The sequence below is a fragment of the Alicycliphilus denitrificans K601 genome, assembly GCF_000204645.1.
Taxonomy (GTDB): domain Bacteria; phylum Pseudomonadota; class Gammaproteobacteria; order Burkholderiales; family Burkholderiaceae_C; genus Alicycliphilus; species Alicycliphilus denitrificans.
Genome location: NC_015422.1, coordinates 2,919,222 through 2,934,840 on the forward strand (window position 1 = coordinate 2,919,222; position 15,619 = coordinate 2,934,840).

General features: G+C 67.6%; 19 protein-coding genes. 17 read left to right on the forward strand and 2 right to left on the reverse strand.

Features of this window, described 5'->3' with window-relative positions:
- Window positions 1–139: 139 nt before the first annotated feature.
- A complete protein-coding gene (locus tag ALIDE2_RS13850) occupies window positions 140–1,204 on the forward strand; it encodes a DUF932 domain-containing protein (protein WP_013722335.1) in 1,065 nt (354 codons plus the stop codon).
- 68 nt (window positions 1,205–1,272) lie between these two features.
- On the opposite strand, the gene ALIDE2_RS13855 is transcribed toward ALIDE2_RS13850, so the two are convergent.
- On the reverse strand, window positions 1,273–1,959 hold the full coding sequence (locus tag ALIDE2_RS13855) for a S24 family peptidase (RefSeq protein ID WP_238530020.1): 687 nt from the start codon (window positions 1,957–1,959) through the stop codon (window positions 1,273–1,275).
- A 311-nt stretch (window positions 1,960–2,270) separates the two neighbouring features.
- Here ALIDE2_RS13855 and ALIDE2_RS13860 point away from each other — a divergent pair, with 311 nt between their 5' ends.
- Genes ALIDE2_RS13860 through ALIDE2_RS13880 form a run of 5 tightly spaced genes read left to right on the forward strand, consistent with a single transcriptional unit; the run spans window position 2,271 to window position 7,582 of the window.
- Window positions 2,271–2,585, forward strand: coding sequence for a hypothetical protein (locus tag ALIDE2_RS13860; protein ID WP_013722337.1), 315 nt, complete (start codon window positions 2,271–2,273; stop codon window positions 2,583–2,585).
- Window positions 2,586–3,236 (forward strand): FlhC family transcriptional regulator, encoded by a 651-nt coding sequence (locus tag ALIDE2_RS13865; RefSeq protein WP_013722338.1) that lies wholly within the window; start codon window positions 2,586–2,588, stop codon window positions 3,234–3,236.
- Window positions 3,237–3,289: 53 nt separating this feature from the next.
- Window positions 3,290–5,053 carry a MobH family relaxase gene (gene mobH, locus ALIDE2_RS13870; protein WP_013722339.1) on the forward strand — a complete coding sequence of 588 codons (1,764 nt, stop codon included), beginning with the start codon at window positions 3,290–3,292 and terminating at the stop codon, window positions 5,051–5,053.
- A 1-nt stretch (window position 5,054) separates the two neighbouring features.
- A complete protein-coding gene (traD, locus tag ALIDE2_RS13875) occupies window positions 5,055–6,962 on the forward strand; it encodes a conjugative transfer system coupling protein TraD (protein ID WP_013722340.1) in 1,908 nt (635 codons plus the stop codon).
- Entirely contained in the window at window positions 6,959–7,582 is a 624-nt protein-coding gene (locus ALIDE2_RS13880) for an IncC plasmid conjugative DNA transfer DtrJ family protein (protein ID WP_013722341.1), read from the forward strand. Before traD ends, ALIDE2_RS13880 begins: the two co-directional genes overlap by 4 nt.
- 14 nt (window positions 7,583–7,596) lie before the next feature.
- Here the strand turns inward: ALIDE2_RS13880 and ALIDE2_RS13885 are convergent, their stop codons facing one another.
- A complete protein-coding gene (locus ALIDE2_RS13885; protein ID WP_013722342.1) occupies window positions 7,597–7,842 on the reverse strand; it encodes a helix-turn-helix domain-containing protein in 246 nt (81 codons plus the stop codon).
- 122 nt (window positions 7,843–7,964) lie between these two features.
- Here ALIDE2_RS13885 and ALIDE2_RS13890 point away from each other — a divergent pair, with 122 nt between their 5' ends.
- The 11 genes from ALIDE2_RS13890 to ALIDE2_RS13940 all read left to right on the forward strand — a co-directional run bounded on the left by ALIDE2_RS13890 (window position 7,965) and on the right by ALIDE2_RS13940 (window position 15,618).
- The gene (locus ALIDE2_RS13890; protein ID WP_013722343.1) at window positions 7,965–8,273 is read left to right on the forward strand and encodes a DUF5983 family protein; all 309 of its coding nucleotides are present in this window, start codon (window positions 7,965–7,967) and stop codon (window positions 8,271–8,273) included.
- Between the two features lie 194 nt (window positions 8,274–8,467).
- On the forward strand, window positions 8,468–8,965 hold the full coding sequence (locus ALIDE2_RS13895; protein WP_041701534.1) for a hypothetical protein: 498 nt from the start codon (window positions 8,468–8,470) through the stop codon (window positions 8,963–8,965).
- Between the two features lie 174 nt (window positions 8,966–9,139).
- Window positions 9,140–9,676: a lytic transglycosylase domain-containing protein gene (locus tag ALIDE2_RS13900; protein ID WP_013722345.1), complete on the forward strand. Its 537-nt coding sequence runs from the start codon at window positions 9,140–9,142 to the stop codon at window positions 9,674–9,676.
- The gene (locus ALIDE2_RS13905; RefSeq protein ID WP_013722346.1) at window positions 9,673–10,377 is read left to right on the forward strand and encodes an OmpA family protein; all 705 of its coding nucleotides are present in this window, start codon (window positions 9,673–9,675) and stop codon (window positions 10,375–10,377) included. The genes ALIDE2_RS13900 and ALIDE2_RS13905 overlap by 4 nt, the downstream gene beginning before the upstream one ends.
- Before the next feature lie 114 nt (window positions 10,378–10,491).
- The gene (locus tag ALIDE2_RS13910) at window positions 10,492–10,854 is read left to right on the forward strand and encodes a hypothetical protein (RefSeq protein WP_013722347.1); all 363 of its coding nucleotides are present in this window, start codon (window positions 10,492–10,494) and stop codon (window positions 10,852–10,854) included.
- A gap of 31 nt (window positions 10,855–10,885) precedes the next feature.
- Complete coding sequence (gene traL, locus ALIDE2_RS13915; RefSeq protein ID WP_013722348.1) at window positions 10,886–11,185, forward strand: type IV conjugative transfer system protein TraL; 300 nt, start codon at window positions 10,886–10,888, stop codon at window positions 11,183–11,185.
- A 14-nt stretch (window positions 11,186–11,199) separates the two neighbouring features.
- The gene (gene traE / locus ALIDE2_RS13920) at window positions 11,200–11,766 is read left to right on the forward strand and encodes a type IV conjugative transfer system protein TraE (protein ID WP_013722349.1); all 567 of its coding nucleotides are present in this window, start codon (window positions 11,200–11,202) and stop codon (window positions 11,764–11,766) included.
- Window positions 11,767–11,851: 85 nt separating this feature from the next.
- The gene (locus ALIDE2_RS13925; protein WP_238530021.1) at window positions 11,852–12,745 is read left to right on the forward strand and encodes a type-F conjugative transfer system secretin TraK; all 894 of its coding nucleotides are present in this window, start codon (window positions 11,852–11,854) and stop codon (window positions 12,743–12,745) included.
- The gene (locus tag ALIDE2_RS13930) at window positions 12,742–14,148 is read left to right on the forward strand and encodes a TraB/VirB10 family protein (protein ID WP_013722351.1); all 1,407 of its coding nucleotides are present in this window, start codon (window positions 12,742–12,744) and stop codon (window positions 14,146–14,148) included. Before ALIDE2_RS13925 ends, ALIDE2_RS13930 begins: the two co-directional genes overlap by 4 nt.
- Window positions 14,132–14,977 (forward strand): DsbC family protein, encoded by an 846-nt coding sequence (locus tag ALIDE2_RS13935; RefSeq protein ID WP_013722352.1) that lies wholly within the window; start codon window positions 14,132–14,134, stop codon window positions 14,975–14,977. Before ALIDE2_RS13930 ends, ALIDE2_RS13935 begins: the two co-directional genes overlap by 17 nt.
- Window positions 14,974–15,618, forward strand: a complete 645-nt coding sequence (locus ALIDE2_RS13940; RefSeq protein WP_013722353.1) for a TraV family lipoprotein — start codon at window positions 14,974–14,976, stop codon at window positions 15,616–15,618. Before ALIDE2_RS13935 ends, ALIDE2_RS13940 begins: the two co-directional genes overlap by 4 nt.
- The last annotated feature ends 1 nt before the right edge of the window (window position 15,619 follow it).

The window sequence follows — 15,619 nt, forward strand, 5'->3', positions numbered from 1 at the left end:
GCAGCCTGGGAGTTCTGCGCGCAACCAGATTGCGCGATCGCGGGCCGGCTCACGCCGGTCCTTCATCAGCCCATGCGGGGATGCGCATCCCCGCCGGGGCTCTGCCGTCCCCGCTTCTTTCTCTCCGAAGGAGATTGTCATGAGAAGCGGACGTACCCTGTTGAATCTGGCCCAGGAGTTGGAGCGCCAGCTCGACACCAAGAAAGATCTGGTAGTGTCCTCGCCACTGGTGCGCCACAGCACCAGCGAAGGCGGCGGAACGACCCTCGTAGTCGAGGAGGCAAGCGGACCGGCAGCCTATGGCGTGACGCCGCTCGCGCGCCGGCAGCTCGCCGACAAGCTGAACATTCCGTATGCCTATTTCGAGCGCATGCGCGAGAACCAGCCGGCACTGCTGGACCGCAACGTCAACACCTGGCTGCAAAGCGAGCCCGACCGGCGCCTGCTGCGCACCCTCGACGGACAGGTACGTGCCGTGCTGTCCGACCGCTACCGGCGCCTGGACAACTATGATCTGGCCGTGCATGTCCTGCCCATCCTCAAGGGCTTGCCCGAACTCCGGTTCGAGTCCGTGGAGCTGACCGAGACGCGCATGTATATCAAGTGCGTCACGCCGCAGCTGAAGTTCGAGATGGCGCCCGGCGACATCGTGCAGGCAGGCATCGCTATCTCGAATTCCGAGGTGGGCCAGGGCACGCTGTCTGTGCAGCCGCTGCTTTACCGCCTGGTGTGCCGCAACGGCCTCATCGTCGCCGACCGCGCCCTGCGCAAGACGCACGTCGGCCGTTCGCTCGCACAGGACGAAGAAGGCGTGACGGTCTACCAGGACGACACCCTGCAGGCCGACGACAAAGCGTTCTTCCTCAAGGTCCGCGACGTCGTGCAGGCAGCGGTGTCGGAAGTGACGTTCCGTCAAGCTGCGGCCAAGATGCAAAGGACCATGGGCATCAAGCTCGTCGGCGACCCGGTGCACAGCGTGGAGGTGCTGGCCCAGCGCTATACGCTCAACGAAGCGGAACGGTCAGGGGTGCTGCGCCACCTGGTGGCTGGGGGTGATCTGTCGGGCTACGGCCTGGTGAACGCGGTCACGCATTTCAGCCAGGAAGTCGAGGACTACGACCGGGCCACAGAGTTCGAGGTCCTGGGCGGGAAGCTCATCGAGTTGTCGGCATCCGAGTGGAAGCCGCTGGCCGAAGCCGCCTGAGAAACGTGTCGCGGCTGCAGGAGGGTCAATCCCTCCTGCAGCCCGCCATTGGCACAGAATGGCTTCCTTCAGAACACCTGCACGCTGATCCCGCCATGGACTTTGCCAAGCAGCTTGACGCCGGAACGCGCAGCTGCTGCGGCCCCTTTCCATTCATGATCCCGATAGGCCTTGTTGTCGCACTGAAGCACGATGCTCTTGTCAATCCGCTGCTCCACGCGGCGGATAAGAAGTCCGTCGTCGCGGGTGAATGCGTAGATGCCATTGCCTTCGATACGAGTGATGGCCGTTTTCACGAACACGATGTCCCCGGCCTTCAGGCGTGGTGCCATTTCGTCGCCAGGCACACGGACCGGAATTCCCAGTTCGCCCCTGCGGGTCAGCGAATCGGTGATCGCGCGAATGCAGTTGGCCATCTGGACCATGTGAGCGCAGCGAGCCGGATCGTGCCCTTCGCGATGAAGGGCCCCGATGATCTCGTCCGCGCTGCACCCCAGGCCGATGCACAGCCGAGCAAAGGATTCGAGGTCCGGTAACCCGGGCTCGCGTGCGTCAAACCATCGGCGCACGCTTTGCGCGGCTCGCTGGGTGATGCCGGCCACATAGGACACCTCCTTCGTGGCGGGTATGCCCATGGCGGCCAGTCTGGCATGCAGACGATCACGCACACCAGGAACGAGGTCGAGATCGACCTCTGCGGCTTCGCGTCCTATGTGCCCAGCCCTGGCACGCAGGCCACCTTCAAGCCCTTTCATTCGCGGGGTAGGCGCGCGCCTCGTGGGGCAGCGCGCTGCAGTGGTTATGGGTGTCACGCTTGTCTCCTTGCCGATCGCAAATCGCGTGTTGTACTGCTACTTTTGTTACCGGATGTGCGCGAATGCGAAATCAATCTCCAAAGCCGCCATTTGTCGGTGGCAAGTCCTGCGGACTCTCCGCGCGCAGCTTGGGATGCGGGATTTCGCGCAAAGCGCAGCATATGCTGTATCCCCAAAAGCCCCCATCAACTCGCTCCGAGGACGTCGTGAAACATCGTTGAACCACCCAACCGGGATATGAGGAACCGATCATGCGCCACCTGCATCTGTCCGATGTGCAATCCACCAACCTGCAATTGCTCCACGTGATCCTCGTGGGTGCGCAGCGAGACTTGGTGGAGACCTGCCGCAAATTCCATCTGCACGCCACCCAGGCCGAGCGCCTGCGTACGATGCAGCCGTCCGAGATCTGGTCTCTCGTGCATGCCGTCGGCGACACATCGCTGTTCGTGCCCAGGAACGACTTTCTCGCACTGGTCGATTCGCCGCCCGCATTGGCCGGCACGCTCGCCGCAGTGCGACCGCCTTTCCCTCCGTCGCTCCAACCAATCCAGGTGACCCGTTGAATGCCGGGCACCAAAATCAGCCAGCGCATGCGGATGCTGGCGCTGGCCCGAGACTGCGCCACGCTGGGAGCGCGCATCCGAACCATTCATCACCTCACCGGCCTGCGTCCGCGGGAGCTGTTGCATTTGCTTTTCAGCGGCCAGGCACTCCCGCCACGCGGCCGCGCACCGGATTCCCGTGAGTGGTATCACGGTGCGAACCTGCTGCACCGGATCGAAGCATCCGTCATCGTCGCCAACTTCCACCGGCTGCGCCAACTGGGGTGCCCCGCGGCCGAAGCCCTGGTGGAGGCCTACCGCTACTACCAGTCGATGCACCGGCAACCCTTGCGCATCAGCTTCGATCGCGCCTTCGACCTTGCTGCCCATACTGAAGGGCTATGGATCGCGAGGTCGGCGAGCTTCCAACTGGCATCGTGCCCCCGTTGTGGCAGCGAGTTCCTCGACACGCTGGGCGGCATGGATACGGCATCGCGCTCCTGCCCGTTCTGCCAATTGCTGGACCGGCATGGCCGGGATCCGAGATTGACCGCGTCCTATGTCGTGCCACCCCCAATCTCCGCGGACATCATCGTTCACCTCGCTCCAATTCGGGGTGCCGAGGGCGAAACCCCCGTCACTCCGGCCCCATTGCCAACGGCCAAGCCATAGCCATCCCTGAACAATGGATCTCCATCCGCCCGCACAGGCACGGAGATTCTTCGATGGCTCCAAGCCCTTCGCCACCAGGCACCGCAGCACATTCGTTCTCTTCCTCGGATCCCGGCTTCGAGGCGCTGCCGCTGGTCCCCGTTCTCGCGCTCCACCAAGGACTGCTGGCGCGCATCAAGCTGTGCTTCGGCGCGGACCGCGCCACCTTCGAGCGCGACCTGCTGCCGCTGATCCAAGGCTACGCGCGCTTTGTGCACCTGCTGCCCGCGACCGCCGGCAACTACTTCCATACGCCGGGTGGCCTGCTGCAACTGGGCCTGGAGACCGCCTTTTTCAGTCTGCAGGGAACCGATGCGCACATCTTCTCAGGCCGCTCGACGATCTCCGAGCGCCGCGAGCTGGAACCGCGCTGGCGGATAGCAACCTTCATCGGCGGCCTGTGCTGCGAACTGCATCGGGTACTGTCGCACCTGATCGTGACCACCGCCGACGGCGAGGAATGGCCGGCATTCCTGGGAGGATTGGCACCGTGGCTCGAATCCCGGGGCGTGGACCGCTACTTCGTGCGTTGGCGCGCAAACGCGCGCGAGTCGCGTGGCCTGGGACTCTTCGCGCTGCCGCATGTCGTTCCGGCCACGGTGCTCCAGATGCTGGGCAGCAGCAACGCCGTCATCGTGCCGCAACTCATGGCCAGCATCGGCGGTATTCCGCAGTACCGCGAACACAACGTGCTCGACGAGCTTGTGCGCCGCTCGCTGGCGCTGGTGATCGACCGCAACCTGCTGGCCAGCGCCGACCGCTACGGCAAGCCTCAGTACGGCTCGCACCTCGAGCGCTACCTGGTGGATGCGCTGCGCCGCCTCGCGGCCGGCCACTCGGGCTGGACGGCCAACCGTGACAAAAGCCGCGTCTGGCTGGGGCCGGAAGGGCTCTTCCTGGTCTGGCCCGGCGCGGCCGAAGATGTGCTGGCTCTTCTCGAGAACGACCAACTCGTCGGTATCCCAAAATCTCCGCAGACCCTGCTGGAGCTGCTACTGGAGGCAGGCGTATTTGTGGCAGCCGAAGCGGCGCGACAAACCTGGACGATCCAGCCGCCAGGTGCCAAGGCACCCATAGAGGCCGTCAAGCTCACCAACTCCGCCATCCTGCTGGCAGGTCTTGAGCCGCCGCCTAGTGCACTGGAGGCCAGCCTTTTTCCAACACCATCTGACTCAAAGGCGCAGCACAACGCACCGCCGGCTGCAAAGGCCTTGCCAGCGGCCCCGGCCGCGCCCACGGTTGCACCATCTTCAGCATCGGGCGGATCGGCAATGCAGTTGTCGCTGATCGATCCCCCCGCCGAAAGCACGGCACATGATTCCCCTCCAACGATCGCAGGTCTGAACGAAACAGCGACTTCCACGGCGCCGGCCCAACCCTTGGCCCCCCGCCCCTCTGTCAAGTTGCTGGCGCCGCTCAGGCTGAACCCCGCCGTTCGCACAGCGCTTGTCGACATCCTGGCAGCCCTCGACGATGGCACGGAAGCACCGGACATCATCACCGAGGCCGAAGGCTTCTTCATTCCCCTGACGCGATTCGAGCATCGCGGGGTCCAGCCTGGCATCGCGATCCGCGCCCTCGACGATGCCCGGATGATTCTTCGCCCGCCCTCGGGCGGCCCGTCCGCGGTAACCCGCCAGATCCGCGATACCACGGTGCATGGCATCGTGCTCATGTCCACGCACGTTGAAGGCCTCGACCCGCATGCCTTCGCCCTTTCGGGCGCATCCGAAGCCCCTGGGGCGTCCGCCCTGCGCACGGGGCGCGGGAGCCAATGACATGCTTGTCCGTCGCTACGAGATGCCCTGGCGCACCGCCTTCGAGGCGCACGCCGGCATGTCCTGGCTGGTCGCCGCCTGCTACTTCACGGGCGTGGCCGCTGCGGGAACGCTGCCGCTGCTTCCGTCTCTGGCGATCGCTGGCGCCTGCTCGACCATGGCGTTGCACCGCTTCGGCCAGGCCGTGCGCGTGCTGCGCCTGCGCGGTTCGCTGAGCGGCCGTCGCATCCAGGTCATCGGCCCGCGGCAGCTCGCCCGCCTGAGCGAAGATGCCGCCCAGGTGTTCCTCGGCTTCGGCTTCGAATGGCGTCCGGTGCATGCGCAGCGTCTGTACGAACTCTCGAAAGTGGACTACCGGGAGTTCACCGTCCCGCATTGGCTGCAGCGCCTGCTCGGCCAGGGGCATGCCGCCCAGCCCGACGCCGAGATCGGCCTGCCGTACATCCACGGAGTGGAGCCCGTCGAGCACCCGCTGCATCGGCCACTGCAGAACTTCGAAGGCGGAACCTTGCTGGTGGGCACCACGCAATCCGGCAAGGGCGTGGCGCTGGCCAACCTGATCACCCAGGCCGTGCGCCGCGGCGACGTCGTGATCGTGATCGACCCAAAGAACAGCCGTCGGCTCAAGCGCATCGTCGAGCGCGCCTGCGCGGACTACCGCGAGCCGGACACCTTCATGGAGTTCCACCCCGCCTTCCCCGACCGAGGCGTCCGGCTGGACTTCACGTTCAACTGGCAGAAGCCGACCGAGATCGCGTCGCGCATCCAGTCGATCATGCCGCCCGACACCGCGGGCGCCTTCTCGGCCTTCGGCTGGGATGCGGTGAACGTCGTGGTGCAGGGCCTCGTCGAACTCGAAGAGCGCCCCAACCTCATCAAGCTCACCAAGTACATCGAAGGCGGCATCGAGCCGGTCCTCGAGGCCTCGCTGCGGCGCTTCTACGAGCAGTTGCTCGGCAACGGCTGGCGCGACCAGCCCGAGATGCGCAAGCTGCTGCATGACGCACACAAGGGCAACATGCGCCGCCCCTCGGAAGCGGCCAGCGCCGACCTGATGGCCTTCGTCGCCTACTACGAGCATCACGTGGCCCAGAACCAGCGCAACAAGACGCTCGACGCCCAGGTCCGCACGTTTCGGCACAATAGGGAACACTACCAGAAGATCACGGCCAATCTGCTGCCGATCCTCTCGATGCTCACTTCGGGCGACCTGGGCCGCAGCCTGTCGCCCGACCCGTTCGATGCGGACGACGAACGCCCGATCATGAACTTCGAGAAGATCGAACGCGGCGGCCACGTCCTCTACATGTGTCTGGACTCGCTGCCGGATCCTTCGGTGGCCTCCGCCATCGGCGCGCTGGCCCTGGCCGACCAGGCCGCGCGCGCGGGCATGCGCTACAACCTCGGCACCTACCAGCGCATCTCGCTGTTCGTGGATGAAGTCTCGAACGTCATCAACCAGCCGCTGATCGAGATCCTCAACAAGGGCGCCGAAGGCGGCATCTTCACGACCTGCGCGATGCAGACCCTGGCCGACCTGGCCAAGCGCCTCGGCAGCGAGGACGCTGCGCGCATGGCGGTCGGAAACCTGAACAACCTGATCGCCCTGCGCACCAAGGATCGGCCGACGCAGGATTTCGTCACGGAGACCTTCGGCAAGACCGCCATCCATACGGTGCGCGTCGGCCTGAGCCACGGCGCCGACGCGCACCTGGGAGACTTCTCATCGAGCTATTCGACGCAACTCACAGAGAGCTTCGAGGAGGTGGTGCCCGCCGAGGTACTGGGCAAGCTGCCCAATCTGCAGTACTTCGCATCGGTATCGGGCGGACGCATCATCAAGGGCCGCTTCCCGATCATCGACCCCGATCTTGACGCCGACGTTCATACTGAAGAGGTCGCGGCATGACACGTGCCGTCGCAGTCGTCTCCCTGGTATTGCTGCTCGTGCTGGTGCTCTACGTACCCTCGGCGCATCCGCCGGAGCGCTTCCTGGGGCAGCTGCGCAGCGAACACGAAGCGGCCGTCGCGTTCTGGGGACCTGAGCCGGCCCATCGGATGCTGGATCGCGCAATGCGCCTGCAGTCGGATGCGGCGCAAGCCAGTCCGCTGCCAGCGGCCAGCGACATGCCCCGAACGCCCGGCATCAACGGCGCGGTGGCGGTCGAGATGGCCACGGTCAACCAGCGCCTGTTCGACAACCCTTACTTCCGTTCGGTGGACGCCCTGCTCATGCTCGCGAGCTATCGCCTGTCGAGCCTGCTCGAATGGCTGCCCTGGCTGCTCCCCCTGGTGCTGGTCGCGGCCACCGACGGCGCGCTGGTGCGCGTCATCCGGTCCAAGGAATTCCTGCAGCACGACCCCGAGATGTTCGCCGTGTGGTGCTCGCTGCTGATCATCACCGCCTGCTCCACCATCGTCGCCTTCGTGCTGCCGGTGCACCTGCATCCGGCATCGTTGGCCGGGTTTCCCATCGCAATGGCCGTGCTGCTCGGCCGCGCCATCGCTCATTTCCACCGACGCGCCTGAGCCGGGGGAACCCGCTACAACTCCGCCTCTGCCATCAGTTCGGTGACCGTCATGTCCATCGCGCGCGCAATGCGAACGATGGAGACGAGGCCGGGATTCTGGACTCCGCGCTCGATGCTGCTCATGTAGGAACGGTCCACGGCGCTGACGTGCGCGAGATCCTCCTGGGAGATGCCTCGCGCGCGCCGGCTTCGGCGAATGGCATCGCCCAGTGCAGTGAGCACAGGGTCGTGGGCGTGCCGTGGCGAGGAAATAGGCATTCCCGCATAGTGGATTTATGATGGCAATCGCACCACGGACGATCACCCACAGAATTTTCAGCAGATCTTCCTGGCGCATGGGTTTCATCCTCGAACCACACCACCCTTGCGAAGACCCAAGCATGAACACTGCCGGCATCGGCCGCCTGCGGGAACTGGCCGAAACCATTGCCGTCGTTTCGCTATCGCACCTGTTGCCCACTACACGCGCGAAGCTGCAGGCCAACGCGCTTTCCGTGAACGCCTATCCCACCGAATTCGGCGGGCTGGTCCATGTAGGCATGGCGCCGCACCGTGCGCCGGTCGAGCACGACCTGGCCCTGATCAGCGAATTGGCGGCGCAGGCGGGAGTCGAATGGCTGCTCTTCGATGCCGAGGCCCCGACCCTCGACGAGCTTCCGCTGTACGCGCAGCAACTGCCCGAAGCCTGACGCGCGCGGAGCCTCGCGTGCCGGGCACCATCCGCCTTCACGCCCCGGCCTGTCCGGGCGCCTTGGGACGCTGATCGCGAAACACCCCTCAGAAGAGCGGCATTGCGAGGCGACGTTCGCGCCGCCCGCTCATACCCTACGTCCATGCGCTCATGAGCGTGTTCATTGCACTCCGGGACACGAGGACCGACGCCATGCTGACTGCCATGCCGAACATTCACCTTCCAGACCAGCCATCCGCGGGCGGGGCCGACCCCTGCGACGTGGTCGAAACCCGCCTGTGGATGGAAGAACACAACTGGCTGTATGCGCTGCTGCGCAGCGACGACAACGTATCGCCCACGTTCCGCATCCCGGATCTGCTCAGTGCCTGCGTGGCCATCGTCTTCACCCGCGACGACGCCGTCGAACGCATTTTCGGCTTTCTCGGGACCGATCTGGTCATGCGCTCGCCGACCACGCCGCGCCGACGCGAATCGCTGTGGCGACCCCAGTACGAGTTGCTGCACGACCTACAGTGTTCGCCGGTGAACAAGCATCCGAACCCCAAGTTCGGACTCGACCAGATCACCACCGCCTGCGTGGCCCTGTGCCAGCAGGCCGATCCATCCGGTGCGGCCGTACTCGGCCAGGCGCGCCACAACATGGTGGAACGCCATCTGGTCCAACGCGCGCCGCAACAGCGGCGCTGACCCTGCGACGCCAGGCCACCCACCCGCACCGACCCGAACGGGCCACGGCTCCCGCCAGCCGCCTTCCCCGCCCCACCCGCACAAGACCCTGACCGGCACTGCAGGTCCCCACCCCGCGCCCGCCCTGCGCTCATGCAATGGCGGGTTGGTCTTGAACACACCCCGGAGGCTTCGATGCGTCTGGTTATCGTTTTCGTGTGGGCGATCTCGTGTTCCATGCCGGTGCTGGCGACGCCATGCTGGGACACCGCGGCCCAGCGCTACGGCGTGGCGCCGGAGTTGCTCTATGCCGTTGCCCGCACCGAGTCGAACCTGAACCCGAAGGCGGTGAACCGCGGCCATGCGCAGCACACCGGCAGCTACGACATAGGCCTGATGCAGATCAACAGCCGGCACCTGCCCAAGCTCGCCGGCTTCGGCATCCGCGAGGCCGATCTCTACGACCCCTGCATCAACCTGCAGGTCGGCGCCTGGCTCATGGCCGACAGCTTCGCCCGCCACGGCGTCACCTGGAATGCCGTGGGTGCCTACAACGCCGCTTGCAGCCAGCTCAAGGGCGAGGCCTGCACCAAGGCGCGCGCCACCTACGCCTGGAAGGTGTACCGGCACCTGCCGACGGTGCGTCAGAACCGCACGCCGCTGCCCGCCCAGCCAACCGCCACCACGGTTCCGTCGCAGCGCCGCGACCTGCACGTGAGGGTCGCGCCATGACGCGCAGGACGCACATGCCAGCGTGTCGCCCGAGCGCGGCCGCGTCATGCCTGGCCATCGCGGCGTGCGCGGCGACACCGCCCGCGCCGGTCGCTCCGCCCGCACCGGCAACGCCCATCGCACAGGCACAGCTGGCGCAGGGGGGATATGGCGACGGAGCGGCATTCGCACTGTGCCGCGGCGACGCCTGCCCGCAGCGCACGCCCAAGACCCTGGCACCGGTCGCTGTGCAATCCACAGCCCCGGCCGCGCCGGCAACGCCCGCCTTGCCGAGAAATGCCGACGTCGAGCTCGAAGAGAGTGCTCCGCCGCCCATCGCTTCGGTCCCCGCCAAGGCACCAGAGCCGCCGGCCTTCGAGCAGGTCGCCGTGCACTTCCCGTTCGCAAGCGCGCAGCTGGGACCGAGCGCCCGCGCGGCGCTGCGCGAGGTAGCGCCGCGGCTAGCCCAGGCGAGCGAGATCACGCTCAGCGGCCGTACCGACAGCACCGGCCCTGCGGCCACGAACGACGGCCTCGCCAAGGCCCGCGCTCAGGCGGTACTGCGCCAACTTCTGGCTCTGTCGCCCGCCATCGCGGCGCACGTGAGCGTCGACGCGCAAGGCACGTGCTGTTACGCCGAATCCAACGACAGCCCGGCCGGCCGGGCGAACAACCGCCGCGTCGAGATCCGCTACCGCATCGACGGCGACGACCCGCCCTGAGCGGCCAACAGCCTTCACCAGCACTGGACCCCGGTCCGCCACCCCGCCCACGCGCCAACCCGTACCGACACCCGATTCCACCCGTCGTCTCGTCCTTTTTGCTGGAGCAATTCCATGAGCACTGCCATCCTGTCCACTACCACCCCGGCCGCGCAGCGCTCGCCCGCGCGCAAGCTCGCCGGCTTCCTCTGCCTGATGGTCATCGCCCTCGTTGGCCTGGCCCTCGCGTTCCCGAGCCACGCGCTGGACCTCGTGGCGTTCACGGGCATCACGGGCCCATTGACCAGCGCACTGACGCAGATCGCCGAACTCGGTCCGGGCATCAAGGCCCTGGTCGGCTTCGTCGGCTTCGTCGTCGCGCTCATCTCGCTGTCCGCGCTGCGCAATTTCGGGCCCGTGCTTTTTTATGTCGGCCTGGCCATTTTTGCGGCGGTGGGCTTGGTGATCGCCGGCGCGATCATGGGCGCGGTCGTCTGAGCCCCGGCGCGTCGAAATCCCGGAGGCCCACATGCAAGCGGACACCTACATCCCGCGGCGTCTGGACGATCAATGGAAGATCGGCTTCTGGGACGTCGACGTCGCCGCGCCCATCGTCCTGGCGTTCTTCATCGGCTACCTGTCCTCGAGCAAGGCGGCATTCGCAGCCTGCATGGCCGCAGGCATCGCCGTCTCGCGCTGGATCTCGCGCCTGAAGGCGGACAAGCACCCCGCCTTCGCGCTGCACTGGCTCTACTGGCATTTGCCGACGAACCCCGCGACGTCGATGCGCGCGACGCCGCCGTCGCACATCCGCCGCATGGTGGGCTGAGCCGGAGTACCGCCATGGACTTCGACCGACTCAGCGGCGACCTCAAGGACCTGCGCCGGCGCAACCGCGGCCTTGCCCTGGCCGTCGGGGCGCTGGCCACGGGCGTGGTGCTCGCGCTCATCGTCATCCTCAACCTGTTGGGCACGGTGCGCACGGTGATCGTGCCGCCATCGCTCAACAAGACCTTCTGGGTCAGCGGCGACAAGGCATCGAGCGAGTACCTGGAGCAGATGGGCAGCTTCGTTGCCTGGCTGATCCTGGATGTCACTCCCAGCACGATCGACTGGAAGAAGGACATCCTGCTCGGCTACGTCGATCCGGCCCAGTACGGCGCGCTCAAGACGCGCCAGGAAGTAGAGGCCGAGCGCCTCAAGCGCATCAACGCCACCACGGCCTTCGCGCCGCAGCAGCTCGTGTCCAGCGAGGACACGCAGTCCCTGGTCGTGCGGGGACGCCTGCGCACCCTCGTCAACGGCTACGAGACCGCGAACGACCTCAAAGCCTACCGCATCGACTTCGGCCACGCCGGAGCCCGCATGCACGTCATCGGATTCAAGGAGGTGCCCTATGCGGTCAAGTGACATCGCATGCACGCCGCCACGCCTGGTCGGCCCCGCGCCCACCGGACTCCGGCCCGCCCCGACCAGGCTCGCGAAACTGCCTCCCTTGCACAGCGCACCGTCGCGCCAGCGCTGGGATAGCCTGTCCCCGGCGGCACGCCGCATCCTCGCCGTCACGGCCCTGTCCTTCGGCCTGCAGGCGCATGCGCTGCAGGTCGTGGAGGCCAGTGACGGCGTGGCCGTCGAGGCCACCGCTTCCCTGAAAGAGCCCACCCGCATCCGCATCGAGGGCATGCCGATCACGGACGTGTTCGGCAACATCCATTCGAGCCATTGCGGCGGCTCGCCCTTGCCGGCCGCTGCGGCATCCCCCGGGGTGCCCTCCGCCACGCCCGGCCTGGTCACGGCGGCCGCCCTGACGTCCTCCGCGGTCAACCCGGCCGGCGACGTCATCGTCGAGTGCGACCGCGACAAGGGCGAGGTCTACATCCGCCCGGTCGGCGATGCGACGCGGCCGATCAACCTTTTCGTGTCTTCGGCCAGCGCCACCTACACGCTGCTGCTGCGGCGCTCCGACACGCCGGCCGACACCATCGTCATCCGCGACAAGACGCCGCGAGCACTGCGCTCAGCCGCGCCCGAGGCAGCACCGTCCGGCCCCGCGCCCAACCATGTGCGCACGATGAAGGCGCTGCTGGTGGCGATGGCCTCGGACCGCGTGCCGCAGGATGTCCGGGTCGAAGAAACATCGCGTTCCATCCAGCTTTGGGCCGAGGCGCGCTTCACGCTGCTGCGCCTGTACGAGGGCCGCGGGCTCACCGGCGAAAAGTACACGCTGCAGAACGTCGGCACGGCCCCGATGGTGCTCGCCGAGCAGGAGTTCGACCGTCCGGACAGCCGTGCCGGCGGCGCGGTCGCCGGTATCGCGATCGAGCACCACAACCTGCGGCCGGGCGAGACCACCAGCATCTACGTGATCCGGCGGGGAGGCACGCGATGAGCACGCCCTCCATGCCACCGGGCGGGCGCCCGCCCGGTTATGCCGTGCGCGGGCTGCTGGATCGCCTCTCGCCGCGCCAGCGGCAGTACGCCCTGCTGGCCGCCGTCCTGGGCGGCGGCATCGGCCTGCTGTGGCTGATCTTCAGCTTCTCCGGCACGAACCACCAGCCGCACGGGCGGGCCGCCCCAACGCGGCCCGGCGACGTCACCAACATCGGCGTCCTGCCGCCCGGCGGCCAGGTGAATCCGGTGGACCAGTGGGTCGGTACCGCGGGCCGGAAGCTGGCCCAGTACGAAACCGAGCGCGAGGAACAAAGCCGGCTCAACAAGGAGCGGCAGGCCTTCGAGGGGAGAACGATGCAGCGTTTCGCCGAACTGGAGCAGCGCCTGACCGCGAGCCAGCAGGCAGCCGCGCCGAAGCCCGCCGCACCGCCGCCACCGACGCCCACAGCTCCGGACCCGAGCCCCACGGCCATGCCGCCCGCAGCCAGCCTGCCGCCAGCGCCGCCGTCCACCGCCAGCGGCTTGGGCGCGATACCGGCCGGACCGCCCCACCTGCAGCCGCCCGCACCGCCAGCACCGCCGACGCCCGTGATCTCCCGGGTAACACTGGCAGAGCGCGCGCGTCCACCCGCCGGTGGCGATGGCACAGCCGCGCGGGACGGCCCACCTGCGTCGGCCACCACGCCCAAGACGGTCTCGACCTTCCTGCCCGTCAGCTTCACGCGCGGCATCCTGCTCGGCGGCCTGGACGCCCCCACTGGCGGTCAGTCGCAATCGAATCCGCACCCGGTGCTGATCCGGCTCTCCGACAACAGCGTCCTGCCCAACCAGTTCCGCGGCGAGTACCGCGAGTGCTTCGTCATCGCGGCCGGCTACGGCGATATCAGCTCCGAGCGCGCCTACCTGCGCACCGAGAATCTGTCGTGCGTGCGCGCCGACGGCGCGACGCTCGAAGTGCGCATCCAGGGCAGCGTCTACGGCGAGGACGGCAAAGTCGGGATGCGCGGCAGGCTGGTGACCAAACAGGGGCAGATGCTGGCGAATGCGCTCATGGCCGGGGTGGTCAGCGGTATCGGGCAGGGTCTGTCTACCGCCAACACCACCTACAGCACCTCGGCCCTCGGGACCATCGCGAGCGCGGACGGCAATGCCGACGCCTACCGGGCGGGCCTCGGGCAAGGCGTGGGCAAGGCCCTGGACCGCCTGGCCCAGTACTACATCAAGCTGGCCGAGAACACCTTTCCGGTCATCGAGGTCGACGCCGGCCGGCAGATCGACGTGGTGATCACCAAGGGCGTGCGCATCGACGTGCCGATGACCGCCATGGCCGGGCAGGCCACCCGCCGCTCCCCTTCCCACGAAACCCGCTACCTGGAGGCCACCGATGATGGCAACTACTGACCCCGTGCGCGCGCGGCGCCCTCGTTTCGCCGCAAGGCTTCTCCCTGCGGCGCTGTGCGCGGTGCTGCTGGCCGCCGCCACCCCCGGCCAAGCCACGACGCCCGACGAAACCCGCCTGCTCGGCGCGCTGCGCATGGCCCATCCCGGCACCCAGTTCACCGAGGTGGCACGCACCGAGGTCGAGGGCCTCTACGAGGTCTGGATGAACGGCAACGTGGCCTACGTCACGGCCGCCAACCCGCGCTTCTTCGTGTTCGGCCGCCTCTTCGACACGGCCAGCATGCGCGACATCACGGGCCCCAGGATCGCACAGCGTAGCGCTGCCCAAGGTGCTCAACTCCAGTCGGAGTCGACGTCGGCAGCACCCGTCTCGATCGACCAGTTGCCGCTGAACGACGCGATCAAGACCGTGCGCGGCAATGGCCAGCGCAAGGTCGCGGTCTTCAGCGATCCGAACTGCATCTACTGCAAGCAGCTGGAGCCCGAGGTCGCTGGCATCGACAACGTCACTGTCTACACCTTCCTCGTGCCCTTCCAGGGCGAGGCCCGGCCGGTCGCGATCTGGTGCTCCGCCGACCGCGAGCGCGCCTGGCGGCAATGGATGCTGCAAGCTGACGCGAGTCTGCAGCAGCCGACTGCAAGCTGCGAGCACCCGATCGCGCGCAACCTCGAACTGGCACGCAGGCTCGGGGTGCAGGGAACACCCACGCTGATCTGGGCCGACGGCACGCGCACCGACGGCTACGTCGGCCGCCAGGTGCTGGAGGCCCGGCTCGCCGAAGCCGCCAAGTCCGCATCCAAGCCGGCCAGCACGGGGAAACGGCCATGAGCACGACAACGCTGCGCCTCTGCGCCATGGCCCTGCTCTTGCCGCTGGCCGCCTGCGTCAACATGTCTGGGCTCAGCGGCGGGTCCAAATACGCCTGCGCGGCGCCCGAGGGCGTGGCCTGCGACTCGGTGTCGGGCACCTACGCCAACGCGCTGCACGAGAACCTTCCCAGCCAGCGGACGTCGGGCACCGCCGCGGGCGATGCAGCGGCGCCGTCGAGGAGCGCGGTGCCCGTCGCACCGGCCCCGGCCCGTCAGCCGCTCGCGGCTCCCACAGCCGCGAATGCGTTGGCAGGCACCGGCGACGCGCCCGCCCTGGCGCTGCGCTCCCAGGCCCGTGTCCTGCGGCTGTGGACCAAGCCCTGGGAGGACGCCGACGGCGACCTGTGGGACCAGGGCTACGTCTACGTCCAGGTGGACACCGGGCGCTGGCAGATCGACCGCGTCCGCCAGCGCATCCGCGACCAGTACGCGCCGCTGCGCCCACCGCCCGCGGCCCCCGCCCCATCCTCGTCCGGCCAGGCACCCACCGAGACCGACGCGCCCGCCCCCTCCGAGGGCGCGGTGCAGCGGCCCACGTCCCTCAATCCCTTCCCTTCGCTCAGTCGGCCCCCGGCGGGCCTGGGCACCCATCCGCAGTGAG